Below are 15620 nucleotides of genomic sequence, written 5' to 3' on the forward strand. Positions count from 1 at the left end.
GGAGTCGCACCCGATGAAAACCTGCCCCGTTCGTTTATCAAGCTGTTTCGCTCGCCTGCAATTCGGCCTCGCTTTGCTCCTTCTGGCCACCGCGCAACTCGCGACGCCACTGGAGTCACGCGCAGGCAGTTTCGCCTCCAGCTGGAACTCGGGGAGCGGCTCACGAGCAACATTGAGTGGAAATGCCGAGGCCGTCAGCGCCAAGATCGTCCTGACGAGCAACTCGGGATCTGAATATGGCCGGGTTGTGATCGATGACCTCGATCCGGGCCGAGCGGTAGATTCCTTCCACGGATGCACCACTCTATTTATCGGTTCTGGTCCTTCGGGAGCCGATGGCTTCTCGTTCAACTTCGGGGACCCCAACAGCATTGTCAGCGACCCGGAAGGCGTGACCAATGGTCTCGCAGTCTCGCTTGACACTTATGATAACGGCAGCGGTGATGTCGCGGGTAAAATCGCGGCCTACTACGACGGCAGCTTGGTCGTCGAGGGCCCCTCCAAGAATTTGCGCACCGGAAACTTTGTTTCGCTATGCGTGGTGGTGCGCTCGAACGGCGAAATTAAAATCTGGCACGATGGCGCCGGTATTGTCGGCATCATCGGCTCGTGGACGCCGGTTGCCGGGAGGCGCTTCATCCTCGCCGCCTCCACGGGTGGTCTCGCCGACGAACATACCATCGAGGATACCTCGATCGTCACCCACGTCGTCGGGGCCCCCCCCGAGCAATTCAATTCGACCGCGCCTCAATCCGGTTGGAGTTACTTCGGTAATGCCCGACAAGACGATTTTTACCTCCGACTGACCGATAACGCGGGCAGCCAACAAGGCTCGGCAATCCTGGAAGATCAGAACCCAGGGCAGGCCATCGACAGCTTTGCCGCCTATTTTACCAAATATGCATGGAATGGCGGCGGTGCTGACGGGATCGGCTTTCGCTTCGGAGACCTCAGTGACGCGAGTTTCAACCAAAATGTCGGCCCCAGCGGCCTGACGATCGTCTGGTCGACCTACAACAACGATCGGATCCGGGCGTACTACGACGGGAACCTGATCGCCGAGTCCAGTCCCCGACAGCTTCGAGGACAGTGGACATATGCGCAGGTCGCGGTCGATCGCAACGGGCAGCTCGTCGTCGCCGATACCGCCGACAACACGGCCGGGGCCCTGATCGAAGTGCAGATACCCGGCTGGGCACCGCAGGCTGGCTGGCGCTTCGGTTTCGGCGGAAGCACCGGAGGCATCAGCGACGATCAGGCCATCGCACAGATCTCGATCCAGACCGGCAGCTGCGGCGACGGACTGCTCGATATCGGCGAGCAATGTGACGACTCCGGCAATTCCTGCTGCTCCGCTACCTGCGGATTCGAATCGACAGAAGCGACTTGCGGCGGGAGCGGCACAGAATGCACCCTTCAGGACACCTGTGACGGTGCCGGCAGTTGCGTCGACAATGGGCATGAGGTTGTCGGAGCCAACTGCGGGGACGCCGGCGACGAGTGCACCATTCAGGACTCCTGCGACGGCAGCGGAACCTGCATCGACAATGGCTACCAAAACGTGGGCACGAACTGCGGCGATGACGGCAGCGAGTGTGTGATTCAGGATACCTGCGACGGCACGGGCTCCTGCACCGACAACGGAGTCGCCTCCCCGGGGACGGCCTGCGGTGTCGGCGGCAGCGAATGCATCCTTCAGGATACCTGCGACGCTTCGGGAATTTGTATCACCAACGGTTTCGAGGCCTCGGGGACTTCATGCGGAGATGCCTCGGATACCCAGTGCGACAACCCGGACACCTGTGACGGCAGCGGAACCTGCCAAGTTAATAACGCGGACACCGCAACCGCCTGCGGTGACCCCGGCAGCGCCTGCGTGATTCAGGACACCTGCAACGGCGCGGGCGGCTGCGCCGACAACGGCTATGTCTCGGGCGGCACCGCGTGTGGAGACCCCAGCGACACGGAATGTACGAATCCCGACACCTGCGATGGTCTCGGAACCTGTCAGGATCGACATGCACTTGTGGGCGCCAGCTGCGGCGACGCCGGCACAGAATGTACGTTCCAGGATACCTGCGACAGTTCGGGAAGCTGCACCGATGGCGGGCATGCAATTATCGGAACCGCCTGCGGCGACAATGCTGACACCGAGTGCACGGATGCCGACACCTGCAACGGCTCCGGCAGCTGCGAGGCTAACCACGCTCCGCCTGCGACCAGTTGTGGCGACAGCGCAGACAACGAATGCACAGATCCTGACACCTGCAACGGCTCCGGCAGCTGCGAGGCTAACCACGCTCTGGCTACGACCAGTTGTGGCGACAGCGCGGATGACGAGTGCACCGATCCTGATACCTGCGACGGGTCCGGTAGTTGCGAGGACAACCACGCCGCGGCCGCTACCAGTTGTGGCGACAGCGCCGATGACGAATGTACCGATCCGGACACCTGCGACGGGGCCGGTAGCTGCGAAGACAACCACGCCGCGGCCGCTACCAGTTGTGGCGACAGCGCCGACAACGAGTGCACCGATCCCGACACCTGCGACGGCTCCGGTAGTTGCGAGGAGAATCACGCAGCGGCCGCCACCAGTTGTGGCGACAGCGCCGACGACGAGTGCACCGATCCCGATACCTGCGACGGCTCCGGTAGTTGCGAGGCAAACCACGCGGCGGCCGCCACCAGTTGTGGCGATAGCGCCGACGATGAATGTACCGACCCGGACACCTGCGACGGCTCCGGTAGTTGTGAAGCAAACCACGCAGCTGCAGCGACCAGTTGTGGGGAGGCCGCCGGAGATTGCGATCTTGCCGACACCTGTGACGGCTCTGGCGCCTGTGCGGATAATGGCTTCGCGACGGCCGGGAGCAGCTGCGGGAACTCTGCGGACACTGCCTGCAGCAATCCCGATACCTGTGATGATAGCGGCAATTGCGAAGCGAACCACGAGTCGGACGGAACGACTTGCCGAGGACCCAGTGGTAGCTGCGATGCGACTGAGGTTTGCGCTGGCGGCGCCTGCCCTGCCGACGAGGACCTGCCCGACGCGACGGCATGCGACGACGCAAATCCATTGACCAGCGGCGAGAGCTGTGACGTCGGTATTTGCTCATGCGCTCCGGGCGCCTGTGATTTCAACTGCGGCGACGGACTCCAGGATGCAACGGAAGAATGCGATGACGGCGGCAATATCGACGGCGACGGCTGTTCGGCGGTTTGCACAAATGAAGCCGGTTGCGGCAATGGGGTGACCGACAGCGGCGAGACCTGCGATGATGGCGACACCAACAACGGGGATGGCTGCTCCAGTCGCTGTCAGATCGAAGCCACGCAGTCCAAAGACCAGCAGAAATGCATCAATATCGTCAACGGATTGACAGTCAAGATCGCTCAGGCGCAGGGCAAGGAAAATTTGATCTGCATAAAGAATGGTGGACGCGGAAAACTTCCCGAGAACCAGACCATCACTGCATGCCTGACCGCGGATGTGAAAGGAAAGGTCGCGAAAGCAGCCAATAAGCTCAAGGTGGCTCAAGAAGGAGAGATCGACGATCCTTCCAAGACCAAATGCCCCGAAGAACCCAACTTCGCCTACGTGGATGACGCCACCATTTCCACCGAAGTTACGGCGTCAGCCCGGGATTTCCTCAGCGATATCCTGGGGCCTGATGCTGATGCCACGGCGGTCGACTTGACCGACAAGACCCTGAAGAAGGCCGGCGTCTGTCAGCAGACCCTGATCAAAACAGCCGACAAAGTGCTGCTTTTCCAGATGAAGGAATTCACAGCCTGCAAAAAAGCGCAGCTGAAATCTTCCGAGAATCCGATTATCTCCGCCGAATCGCTGGAAGGCTGCTTCGCTGATGTTGCGGCGGATGCAAAGGGCAAAGTCGAGAAAGCGCGTCTCAAGATCGTCGATCTCTTCGGGAAAAAATGTACTCCCTTCACCGTCGGGCTGACGGATGTTCTGGACGGCCCATGTGCTCAAAATGCTGTCGATATCGATGGCTTCTCGAGCTGTGTGGTCGCGACCGGGCGATGTCGCACCTGCCAGATCTTCAACGCTGCTGACAATCTGGAGTATGATTGCGACACCTTCGACGACGGCTCGAGCAATAACAGCTGCATCGCTTCCGTTGCGGGATCACCGTCGGGTGCATTTCTCGATGGAGTGCACGCGATTCACTTCTAATACCAAACACCGACGCCCCGCCTCCCCGGAGTGCTGGCGGGGCGCTTGCGAATCCCGGCCTCGATCATGCTAAGGGAAGTCGTATGAAATCCAAGTACACTTTGATTCGAGATGATCTTCTTCGCGTGCTTCTAGTGGTGACCTGCGCCGTTTCACTGGCCGCTTGCGCAGCCGCACGGCACCCCGACAGCTCTGGCGTTGTGCAATCCGGCACGCTTGAGGAAGCCACAGTCGAGGCCGTGGCCACGGTCGAAAAGGTCGATACTTCGACCCGCGATATCACCGTCAAAATGACGGATGGCAGCAGCAACGTGATCCATGCCGGCCCCGATGTCGTCAACTTCGACCAGATCGATTCCGGTGATCAGATCCGGGTCGTCTACTACGAATCCGTTGCCTATGACGTAAAGGTTCCCGGGGCAGCAACGCCCGGAGTGACGATGACCGGTGGCGCCGAAAGAGCCGCCGCGGGACAAAAGCCCGGGACGATGGGCGCGCGCGTGATCACGGTGACCGCAACCATTGACAAGATTGATCGGGATCCCGACTCGGTGACCTTGCGGGGCGCGGATGGCAAGACAAGAACCGTGCAGGTGCGGAACCCCAAGAACCTCGAGAACCTCAAGGTCGGCGACCTTGTAGAAATCACTCTCAGCCAGGCTATGGCTGTCGTTGTCGAAGAAACCAAATAGACGCAGGAAATCGCAGCGCCTCTCGACACCCCGTTGGGCGGCGCTGCATCCAGCGCCGACCGCCGTGGCTGTGCGGCCCGAATTATCTTCGCTCAGGACTTTGGATTCCGGGTCTATCGGAAGACGCTCGCCGCGGGTTCATCCGGTAGTCCACCGTCTTCAGATCTCCGACGCCACCCCAAAGCGCTCCTGATATCCGAGGTATTTGGCTCTTTCGGTCCCCAGCTCAAGCCCGGTATCGGCAAAGCCGTATTGGTGGAGACCATGCTTGTCCTGCGGCCGCTTCGCCAGAAAACTCTCGATCCCGTCGAGCACGCTCGCGTGCAGATCGATGCCCAGCCAGGCGTACAAACGCGAAATCGAACCGGAGGGATCGGCGAGCAGCTCGGGATAGCGGATATCAAAGATCTGATCTTCCGGAAGCAATCCGGCCGACCGCTGCTCTACAACACGCTGCACCAGCATTTCGTACCCCAGCGACATCTGCCAGACCACCGAGGCATAGTCGACGGATCGACTCCGCATTCCGCGCAGCGTCGCCATGAGATTTGTCAGAGAGCCCAAAACCTGGAGCGGGTCTCGATGCGTGATGACAACGCGCGCATCCGGGTAGACCGCAAAGAGCTCGGGCAACTGAGAAAGATGTGACGGCGCCTTCAACACCCAACGGTCCAAACGGTGGCGCGATTGCAACAACTGCAGCAATCGTCGATGCGCCTGATAGGAGGCCAACTTGTCGGTGGTGGACATCCATGCCGAATAACTCGGGATTTCGAAAGCACCCGAGAACAAATCGGTCGCGAATTCCTGTGCCAGCAGAAAAATACACTCGGTAGGCAGGTTGCCGGCATTTTCATGCATCGCGGGAAACGACGGCACGATCTCGTCCATGATACGAATCTCGCGGTCCGCCTTCTCGATGCGCGGATCGGTCAAAAAACTCGCTGTCTCCGGTGGTGGCGCGGGATACATCGTCTCCCAGAGCATCGGAACACGGTTGCGGGGATCCTGGGTCAAGAGTTCGTGCAGAAATGTCGTTCCCGTGCGCGCCAACCCGGTAATGAAAACCGGCGCCTCGACAGGTTCCTCGAGGATCTCGGGCTGCGCACGCAAGGTATCCCGGATCTGCAATCGCGTCTGGAGGATGCGCTGAATTTCCTGCCGCGCCAACAGGCGTCCGAGAAAGCTCAGCTCGGCCTCGGCTTCGAGAGCTTGCAGCAGGCGCCCTAACCCGTCGCGGAACCCCTCGTCCCCGAAGTCCGAAAAGCCGGTGGCATTTTCTGCGGCAGCGAGGACCTCGGACTCTTGCAGCGAAATCATCTCGGCCATGGCGGCATTGCCCAGATTATCCCCCAGGGCATTAAAACTCTCGACCCATGAGGCCTGCGGTGTCGGCGTCCATCCCATGCCACGTTTCTCCCAGAGTGCCGCGCCCGCGACAAGAGATTCGGGCCCGCATGCTCGATTTGGCAGCGGACTCATCCAGTGATTTAAAGGCGCCATGCACGACCGCATCGAAGCAGTCCATAAAAAATGGCTCGCGGCTCAGGAAAAAGTCGTGAACATCATGCAAACGACGGCCCCGGCAGACTCGCCCGTGGATCTCGCCGAGGGCATCCGCTGGGCCGGGCGCCTCACCAGTATCGCGCAGGACTGGATTCTGGAAAAAAACGACCCACTCCATCCCGTGCTTTTTCTGCAGCAGGGCCCCTACCGTAAGTTCATCGTCGACAACCCGGACGTGAACTACCATTTCTGCGTCCTCGACGATGATCAGATCTACCGACTGTCGGGATCGCGCGGAGACGCACCTTATATCGGCCTGACCCTGGGGACAGACGTGTATCATTGGGGTTCGCCGGGCGGCGGCGCGATGGGGACTCTGGAGCAATCTCATATCGACGCCTTTACTCTGGACGCCGGCGGGAATTTTTCCATCACGATCGGAGGGCCGCCACTGGCAGAAAACTGGATGCCCCTGCCAGCCACCACACAGCATTTGGCCATCCGGGAGACCTTCACCAACCGCGACACCCAACAGCCCGCCGATCTGGAAATCGAACGTCTCGGCGAGCCTCTACCAGCGCCCCGACTGGAACTCGACGCATTTCTGGAAAAGATGGAGACCGCATCCAACTTCATGCCTTTTGTCGCCGATGTCTGCGTCGGCATGTATGCGGGCACCGCTGCGAATCTCAACCAGATCGGTGGCGGCACCGGGGCCGAGCACGTCGAGGAACAGGACGACGAAGTCGAAAGCCACTGCAACACCGAGATGGCCTATATGGGCGGTCGGTGGAAACTGAATCCGGGCGAAGCTCTCGAGGTCGTCATTCACCCGCCGCGACGCCCTTTTGTCTATTGGGGCCTGACCTTGGTAAACCCGTGGTGCGAATCCTACGACTATCGGTACGCGCGCACCTGCACCAACAACGGCACCGCCACCTGCGAAGCAAACGGCGATTGGCGGTTGGTGATTGCAGCCGAAGACCCGGGCGTTGCGAATTGGCTCGACACCGGCGGACGGCTCGAGGGGAAAGCCCTACTTCGGTGGTGCCTGGCCCCGGGCGCGCCACAGCCGACATGCACACTTACCACCCTCGACGCCATCCGGCGCGGAAACAATCACGCTTGAGCCCGCTTGCCCCCGGAACAGCTCCCGGGGACACAACTACACGGAACGTGCAGGCCCAGCGTGCGGCGGCTTCCGGGCAAACCCGCCGCGGTTCAAGATCGGCTCGGTGAAGCTCGCCTCGGTGCAATCTCAGGGAGGGAAAAGCCCGGCTCAGGAGACGCCTCCTGAAGTATCGGCGGACGTTTTATGCAATTCGGCCACCACCATAAAGGGACCCTTGGGGCTATCGCTTCCGAGGAAATGGCTGGTCGCACAGTGCCAGCCGTCCGCGACCAGAAACTGCTCGAGAACCGATTCCCAGTCTTCGGCAAACGGGAGAGAAAAGCCCAGATTTTCGTCCGTAGCTTTCAGAAGCTCTTTCGCTGGACCCTTTTTCCCCAACTGCACCATGCGATCGCTGTAGAGATCACAAGCAATCACACTGCCGGCGCCTGCATGCGCGCGGATGTCGGCAAGTGTTCTGCGGACATCGGACTCGGCAAGATACAGGGTCACTCCCTCCCATAAAAACAGGGTGGGCTGCTGCGGATCATACCCGGCGGCCGCCAGCTGCTCGAAGAGATTGTCGCTCTCGAAGTCGGTGGTCACAAACGTGACGTGATCGCGGGAAAGCCCGGCTTGGTCTAGACACGCAATCTTCAACGCCTGCGTCACAGGCAAATCGACTTCGAAGAATCGTAACTCTTCCCGGCGCATCGGCCCGTAAGCGCGCGTGTCATAGCCTGCCCCCAGAAAGACGACCTGGCGCATCTCGAGCGCAGCCCTTTCCAGAATCTCATCGAGAAAGCTGGTCCTTGCGGTGATCATCTGTCCCAGAGTTTCCTTCCCCGGCGCGACCACCGTGGGGTAGAGGATCGACCGCCCGGCAAGCCAATAGTAGACGGTCTGAGGCCACAGCATGAATCGAGTCAGCCGGAGCGAAAAGTTGGGCAGCACACGCGACAAGGCCAAGGTGGCTTCATCCTGGCGAAGACCGAAGAGGTGCATATGAACACGCCCTCCCAGTACCTCGATGCCCGTCTGGGAAACCCCGACCCGACGACTGACCATGATCTGATAATAAGAAAAAATCAGAGCGGCCACGATCAACAGAGGCAGGAGCACAATCTGGATTGGCAGGTAGACCAAAAATGCAAGGACTCGCATAGCCCAGATGTAGCGCGGCGACCATGTTTTTCAAACCCGGCGCGCCGTCTCGAACGCGCGATTTATTGCAACTCCGGCCGGTTGCGAAAATGCAACAAAGCGGCCGGATTGGCGAGCGCTTCCTCGTTGGCCGGATCCCCGCCAGCAAGAACTTCTCGCACGGCCAATTCCACTTTCTTTCCCGATAGCGTGTAGGGAACCTCGGGCGTCTCCAGGACGAAGGCCGGGACGTGTCTAGGTGATGCTTGCTGGCGGATCAGCGATCGCACTTCGGCCACACGCGCCTCGGTAAGGCTCTCGCCGCTTCTGGCCTGAACAAAGAGAACGATCCGGACATCACCGGCATGGGGCTGTCCGACGACAATGCTGTCCTGTACCCACGGCAGGGTCTCGACAAGGCTGTAAATCTCGGCGGTACCGATCCGGACACCCGCGGGGTTCAGGGTTGCGTCCGAGCGCCCGAATACCACCACGCCGCCACAATCCCCGTGGGTCCGCGTCAGTTCGATATAGTCACCATGGTACCAGACGTCGTTTTCTTTCCTGAAGTAAGCGCCGCGATACTTCTCTTCTCCCGGATCATCCCAGAACGAGACCGGCATCGAGGGAAACGGACGGCGGCAAACCAATTCCCCGCGTTTCTGGAACACCGACTGATCGCGATCATCGAAGGCAGCGATATCCATGCCGAGACCGGCTGCCTGGATCTCACCGCGGAGCACCGGCAACAAGGGATTGCCCAACATGAAGCATGAAATGATATCGGTACCGCCACTGATCGAGGCAAGAAGAACGTCGGGGGAAACATGGCTGTAGATCCAGTCAAAATCCTCTTCCAGCAAGGGAGCGCCGGTCGAGAGCACCACCCGCAGAGCCGAGAGATCAAACTTCTCGCGCGGCATCACCACACCGCGGCAGCTCCCGATATACTTCGGACTGGTGCCCGCATGCGTCACCTTCTTGCGGGCGACCGCCTCCCAGAACGCATCGATCTCGGGTTCGGCCGGAGAACCGTCGTAGAGCGTGATGGCCGCGCCGGTATAAAGGCCCGACACCAACCAATTCCACATCATCCAGCCACAGGTTGTGAAATAGAGAAGGTTATCGTCCGGGCGGAGGTCGGAATGCAGGATCAATTCCTTGCTGTGCTGTAAAAGGGTACCCCCCGCCCCATGCACAATACATTTGGGAACTCCCGTGGTCCCGGAACTATAGAGAATATAGAGCGGGTGATTGAACGGAAGCCGAGAGAACTGCATCTCGTGGTCGGTGCGGGCGGTGGCCCCTGCCCATGACAAGACCGGGACAGCAAGATCCGGCGGCATTTCGTCTCCCGCTCGCGTCTCGATCAGAACGACCGCTTGCAGACCATCGAGTCCGGGCGCGACCTCCTCGAGCTTGTGACGACAGGAAAAATCCTTGCTCGCGTAGCGGTAGCCATCCGCGCTGATCAACACTCGAGGCTCGATCTGGGCGAAGCGCTTGAGCACCCCCTGGGTGCCAAAATCCGGCGAACACGAAGACCAGATCGCACCCAGACTGGTCGTGGCCAACATCGCCACGACCGCTTCGGGAATGTTCGGCAGAATGCCCGCCACTCGATCTCCCGGGCGAATACCCAGATCGATCAGCGATTTCTGCAACCGGCGCACCTGATCAAAAAGCTGATCGTGCGTCAGCGTCCGATCGTTGGCCCCCTCGCCCCCCTCATCCCCCTCACTGAGGCCGTGGACAGCGGGCCGATCGCCTCGGTGGCGAAGAAGATTCTCGGCAAAGTTCAGCTTGAGATTCGGAAAGAAATTCCCGCCGAGCGCCGACGGGTTCTCGTGCTCTGTCGGCAAGGGACTGCCCTCATGGAGAATCCCGGACTCCTCGAGCCAGAGACGCCAGAACTCGTCAGCATGCCGCACCGACCAAGTATGCAGCGACGCATAGTCCACAATTCTGGCGTCCAGATCGGCCGCGCGACGCAGGAATCTTGCCATGGCGCTGTCGCGCAACAAGTCTTCCGATGGCTGCCAAAGAGTATGAGGCTGACTCACAACCCTACCTCTACCTGCCGTGGTCCGAATTTCGAATCGGGCGAGAATCCACCCCCGCCCAGCCGGCCTCGAACAGGACTGGAAAACCTCTCGCAGCTCCACTAGCCAGAGACAGGCCCGATGCCCAGCCAAGGAGAAGATCCAATGCCAGCCTATTTTATTGCCCATGTCGATGTAAATGACCGCAAAGCCTTTCGGGCCTACGAAAAAGGCGTGGTCAAGACGATCAAACCCTTCAAGGGCCGCGTCATCGCTGCGGGCCCCATCGACCACCTCGAGGGCCGCCCGGCTCGGAACCACAACGTCATCATTACCTTTCCCACGCGCGAGCAGGCTCAAGGCTGGTACGACTGCGCCGACTACCAGGCGGTAATCCCGATCCGAACCGAGCACGCGCCCGGCGCGGACGCGATGATTCTCGACGGGCTGCCGGGCCGGCCTGCGGTCCCGGCCCTCGAGCGCTACGGAAAGAAATTTACCGACGTCAAAGGCAAACGTATGGCGTACGTCGAAGTCGGCGAAGGCGATCCCATCGTTTTCCTGCACGGCAACCCGACATCTTCGTATTTATGGCGCAACATCATTCCGCACCTTGCCGACAGCGGCCGCTGTATTGCACCCGACCTGATCGGGATGGGAGACTCCGAGAAGTTGGAGAACAGCAACGAGGACTCCTACACTTTCGTGGAGCACCGCGAATATCTGGATGCGCTGCTCGCGCAATTAGGCGTGGAAAAAAACGTGACTCTGGTCATCCACGATTGGGGCTCGGCTCTCGGATTTGATTGGGCTAACCGCCATCGGGATGCCATCAAGGGGATCGCCTATATGGAAGCCATCGTCGCCCCTTTCCCCGACTGGTCAGACTGGAACCCCGCGATCACTCCTGTTTTTCAGGGATTCCGCTCGCCTGCAGGCGAAGAGATGGTGCTCGAGAACAACTTCTTTGTCGACAAGGTGCTGCCTTCCTCCGTCCTGCGGCGCATGGGGGACGCCGAGAAGAATGCCTACGGACGTCCCTTCCTGGAGGCCGGTGAGGGACGGCGGCCAACGCTGACCTGGCCTCGCCAGATTCCGATCGCCGGCGAGCCGGCGGACGTGACCGCCATTGCTACAGACTATGCCGCCTGGCTTGCCGAGAGCGAAGTCCCCAAACTGCTGATCAACGCAGAACCCGGTGCCATCATGGTCGGCAAGCAGTTGGAGCTATGCCGCAAATGGCCCAACCAGACCGAAGTGACGGTCCGGGGCTCGCATTTCATTCAGGAGGATTCGCCGGATGAGATTGGCCAGGCGATTGCCGACTGGCGCGGCAAATTATCGTAAGGCCGCTCCAAAAGACGCAGAAATGCGCAGGAACGCACGCGATCGCGCGACTTGCCCCGGGCGGCATGCTCGGTGTTTAATCGCGCCATGAATGATCTCGAAGCAGCAGGCCTTTCTCTGGCGAACCCGGCAGCTTTTGCCGACGATAAAACCCTTCAGGCCTCGCTGGCTCTGCTGCGTCGAGAGGCCCCCGTCCACCTGGTTTCTCCCGAAGGATTCAATCCCTTCTGGGCGATCACGCGCCATGCGGATATCCTGGAGATCGAGCGACAGAATCATCTTTTCACCAACTCGCCCCGCTCCGTTCTGGCCGACGCCAAAGTCGACGAGTTCTCGCAGTCTCCGGAAGGACAGATCCTGCGCACTCTCATCCACATGGATGACCCCGACCACGCCGACTACCGAAACCTGACGAAGGACTGGTGGCAACCCAAGAGCCTGCGGCGGCTCGAAACTCGGCTGGAGGAATTGGCGAAGACCTACGTCGATCGCATGCGCGCCCAAGGCGCGACCTGCGACTTTGTTACCGAAGTCGCTATGGGGTTTCCCCTGCAGGTCATCATGAGCATTCTCGGCGTTCCCGAAAAAGACGAGCACCGGATGCTCAAACTCACTCAGGAACTCTTTGGCTCGACCGACCCCGATATGAAGCGCGACGACGGCGCCAACCCGATGGTCACCCTGATGGAGTTTGCGCAATATTTTAACCAACTCACCGAAGACCGCCGCGAGAAACCCACTGAAGATCTGGCAAGCGTGATCGCCAATGGCGAGATCGGCGGATGTCCTCTGGGCGGGGTCGAAACGGCCTCCTACTACACGATCATCGCTACAGCCGGTCACGATACGACCAGCTCGGCGATCAGCGGGGGCGTTCTGGCGCTGGTCGAAAATCCCGAGGCCCGCGAAGCGCTGCGCTCGGGCGACGCAAATCTGGATCATGCGGTCGACGAGATCATTCGCTGGACGACACCGGTCAAACATTTCATGCGGACCGCCCAGGAAGACTATGAGCTTCGCGGCGTGAAGATCCGCCAGAGCGAAGCCCTGCTGCTTTGCTATCCATCAGGCAATCGCGACGAAGAAGTGTTCGAAGATCCGTTTCGTTTCGACATCACCCGCCACCCCAACCCACATCTGGCTTTCGGGTTCGGCGCGCATTATTGTCTGGGCGCAAAACTGGCCCGCATGGAGATCCGAGCCATCCTCACCGAATTGCTCCCACGAATCCGCTCGGTCGAACTCAACGGAGAGCCCGCATTGGTCGAAGCGAACTTCGTCAGTGGCCTGAAAAGGCTGCCTCTGCACGTGGAATGGGCGGACTGAGCCACCCGCCCCGATACCAAAGTCGATTTCCTCCAGTCGCTACAGGTCGGGCCGGAATAGCGATTGCCGCTCGCCCGCGAGGCGAAACATTCTACCTTCAAGTGCAGGCAGCGAGGACCTGCTCGGGGTTCATGACCGCGACGAATTCCTGAAAGGTCTTGACCCAACCGGTATCCTCGATGCTCGGGCGTGCCTTGCAACGATCCATATAAAGCGCCAGCGAGGGCGTCTCGGCCGCAAAATCATAACCGAGGACCTCGAAGTGCATCAGCAAAGGAAAGACCGCGATGTCTGCCAGCGTAAACTCCTCGCCGGCCAGGTAGCTTCGACCCTCCACGTAACGATCCCAATGCAGCAGTTCGGCTCTTAGTTGATCAATCCGCTCCGACAGAACCGCGCGGCTCTGCTTGCCAAAGACGACGGATCCGAAAATGTTCTTCACGTCGAGCTTCGCCTGAAACTCCTCGATTCGCATCACCGCTTCCGCATAGCCCGTCCGGTTGGTCAGCGGCGGCATGAGCGGCGGGTCGGGATACCAGGCATCGAGCAGGCGGATGATCGCGATGCTCTCGTAGATCACAATCTCCTCTCCGCCATCGCGATGCACCAGCGTCGGGACTTGTCGACGCGGCGTGAGTTCCGACAGCGGCGGCTGATGATGCTCTGCGGCCAGAAGATCCACCAGCACCCTCTCGAAAGAGAGTCCCTTTTCGCGCAGCGCAATCTCGGGTCGTACCGCGTTCTGGGATATGGGCATTGTGTAGAGGATGATTTGGGGCGCCATCTCGGCCGTTTAGCATCCATGATCGACACTGCAGGACTTTTCGACGAAGAAGGCAGGCCTCCGAATCTCGAGCGCGAGCGTTACTTATCCGATCTGAGCCGACCCTCGGGCGGCTGATCCCTGACATCGGCTTGCGGCAAAACCGTCGACAGAAGACCCATTATGAACGAGAAAGAAGGGCAGGACATCTCTGGAGTTGGCGCTCGGACGTCGAAACAAGAGCCTGCCCATGCGGTTCGTCTTCCAAAACTCGATGAGTTTCGGTAACGATGGAGCGTGGGCAACACCGGTATCAACATTTTGGATCTTGTCAGCGAGGTTCAAAAAGAGGCCGATGCACTGCGCAAGAATATCGGCCCATCCAAAGTTCCGGTCCAACAAACACAATCGGAAGCATTGGCTGCTGCGGCGCTTCGCGGGGACCCGAAGTCCTACGCGGACCCGGCTCGCGCAAGTGTCCCGTCACGCCTGTATAATAACGTCCACCCCGCCGAAGCCGAGCTTCACTCCCATCGCGGCCAACTTGGTCGCGTCATCATTTTTTTCAAGAAATTTTTCCGTCAAATGATGCGTCCTGCGCTCGATCGACAAGCCAGTTTTAATCAAGCTCTGATTCAATCGCTGGAAGCGCTCATGGAAGAAAACCGTTCCATGGCGAGGAACCTCGAATATTTGGAGAATGAAATCGCAGCGCTCCCGCGGGGAGCGGCGCACGAGGCGAGTCCCCCTTCTGCTCGCGATTTTAATTATGAGGGCTTTCAGGAGCGCTACCGGGGATCCTCCGAACAAGTTCGGGAAATGCAGTCGCACTACGAGGGCTACTTCTCCGAGCCTGCGGATGGACCGGTCCTGGATCTGGGCTGCGGGCGCGGGGAATTTCTCGAAGTTCTGCGAGAGAAGTCGATCCCCTGCTCAGGCGTCGATCTCGCAGATGCAGCCGTGACGTTCGCAAAGAAGCGCGGCCTCGATATCGAGAAGCGCGATCTTATCCAAGCTCTCGAAAATTCGGCTGATCAGAGCCTCGGGGGGATTGTTTCGTTTCAGGTAATCGAGCACCTTCCCCTGCGGGCGATCACCAGAGTCCTGCGGTTGGCGAAACAAAAACTGCGGCCTGGCGGGATCCTGATTCTGGAAACTGTAAACATCGCAAGCCTTTATACCCACGCCAACGCCTTCACGATGGATCCCACTCATAGCCTCGCCCTGCACCCCTTAACCCTCCAATTCATGGCAGAGGATGCACGCTTCAGCGATATCAATATTGTTTATGGGGCGGAGGTCCCCTCCGAGGACAAGCTCGAAACGAGCGATTTGCCCCCTGAACTTTCGGAAAATTTCCGCCGACTCAATACTTTGCTCTTTGCACCACAGGACTATGCGATCATCGCGAGAGCCTAACGCGCCGATACCCTAATGTTTCGCAAGCCTGTCGCCGTAATTTTAGTTCCGACGCTCTCCTTTGGAGACGCCACCG

Annotated in this window: 10 protein-coding genes and 1 pseudogene; 7 read left to right on the forward strand and 4 right to left on the reverse strand. The window is 59.8% G+C overall.

Annotation, left to right across the window (positions count from 1 at the left end):
- The first annotated feature begins 13 nt into the window (after positions 1-13).
- Positions 14-4195, forward strand: a complete 4182-nt coding sequence (locus tag P8K07_11285; GenBank protein MDG1959102.1) for a hypothetical protein — start codon at positions 14-16, stop codon at positions 4193-4195.
- Between the two features lie 83 nt (positions 4196-4278).
- On the forward strand, positions 4279-4887 hold the full coding sequence (locus P8K07_11290; protein ID MDG1959103.1) for a hypothetical protein: 609 nt from the start codon (positions 4279-4281) through the stop codon (positions 4885-4887).
- A gap of 159 nt (positions 4888-5046) precedes the next feature.
- On the opposite strand, the gene P8K07_11295 is transcribed toward P8K07_11290, so the two are convergent.
- Positions 5047-6369 carry a sulfotransferase gene (locus tag P8K07_11295; protein ID MDG1959104.1) on the reverse strand — a complete coding sequence of 441 codons (1323 nt, stop codon included), beginning with the start codon at positions 6367-6369 and terminating at the stop codon, positions 5047-5049.
- 19 nt (positions 6370-6388) lie between these two features.
- On the opposite strand from P8K07_11295, the gene P8K07_11300 reads away from it, so the two are divergent.
- Positions 6389-7522 (forward strand): hypothetical protein, encoded by a 1134-nt coding sequence (locus tag P8K07_11300; GenBank protein MDG1959105.1) that lies wholly within the window; start codon positions 6389-6391, stop codon positions 7520-7522.
- A 150-nt stretch (positions 7523-7672) separates the two neighbouring features.
- Here P8K07_11300 and P8K07_11305 read toward each other — a convergent pair whose 3' ends face one another.
- Both P8K07_11305 and P8K07_11310 read right to left on the reverse strand, forming a co-directional pair.
- On the reverse strand, positions 7673-8668 hold the full coding sequence (locus P8K07_11305; GenBank protein MDG1959106.1) for an SAM-dependent methyltransferase: 996 nt from the start codon (positions 8666-8668) through the stop codon (positions 7673-7675).
- A 62-nt stretch (positions 8669-8730) separates the two neighbouring features.
- The gene (locus P8K07_11310) at positions 8731-10710 is read right to left on the reverse strand and encodes an acetoacetate--CoA ligase (protein MDG1959107.1); all 1980 of its coding nucleotides are present in this window, start codon (positions 10708-10710) and stop codon (positions 8731-8733) included.
- A 144-nt stretch (positions 10711-10854) separates the two neighbouring features.
- Between P8K07_11310 and P8K07_11315 the strand changes: the two are divergent.
- The 3 genes and pseudogenes from P8K07_11315 to P8K07_11325 all read left to right on the forward strand — a co-directional run bounded on the left by P8K07_11315 (position 10855) and on the right by P8K07_11325 (position 13362).
- Positions 10855-11124 (forward strand): annotated as a pseudogene (locus P8K07_11315) (DUF1330 domain-containing protein).
- Complete coding sequence (locus tag P8K07_11320; GenBank protein ID MDG1959108.1) at positions 11122-12036, forward strand: haloalkane dehalogenase; 915 nt, start codon at positions 11122-11124, stop codon at positions 12034-12036. The pseudogene P8K07_11315 and the gene P8K07_11320 overlap by 3 nt, the downstream one beginning before the upstream one ends.
- Before the next feature lie 87 nt (positions 12037-12123).
- A complete protein-coding gene (locus tag P8K07_11325; protein MDG1959109.1) occupies positions 12124-13362 on the forward strand; it encodes a cytochrome P450 in 1239 nt (412 codons plus the stop codon).
- A gap of 97 nt (positions 13363-13459) precedes the next feature.
- Here the strand turns inward: P8K07_11325 and P8K07_11330 are convergent, their stop codons facing one another.
- Positions 13460-14146 carry a glutathione S-transferase family protein gene (locus P8K07_11330; protein ID MDG1959110.1) on the reverse strand — a complete coding sequence of 229 codons (687 nt, stop codon included), beginning with the start codon at positions 14144-14146 and terminating at the stop codon, positions 13460-13462.
- 276 nt (positions 14147-14422) lie between these two features.
- Here P8K07_11330 and P8K07_11335 point away from each other — a divergent pair, with 276 nt between their 5' ends.
- On the forward strand, positions 14423-15544 hold the full coding sequence (locus tag P8K07_11335; protein ID MDG1959111.1) for a class I SAM-dependent methyltransferase: 1122 nt from the start codon (positions 14423-14425) through the stop codon (positions 15542-15544).
- Positions 15545-15620: the final 76 nt, after the last annotated feature.

Source organism: Candidatus Binatia bacterium (assembly GCA_029248525.1).
In the GTDB taxonomy this organism is placed as follows: domain Bacteria; phylum Desulfobacterota; class Binatia; order UBA12015; family UBA12015; genus UBA12015.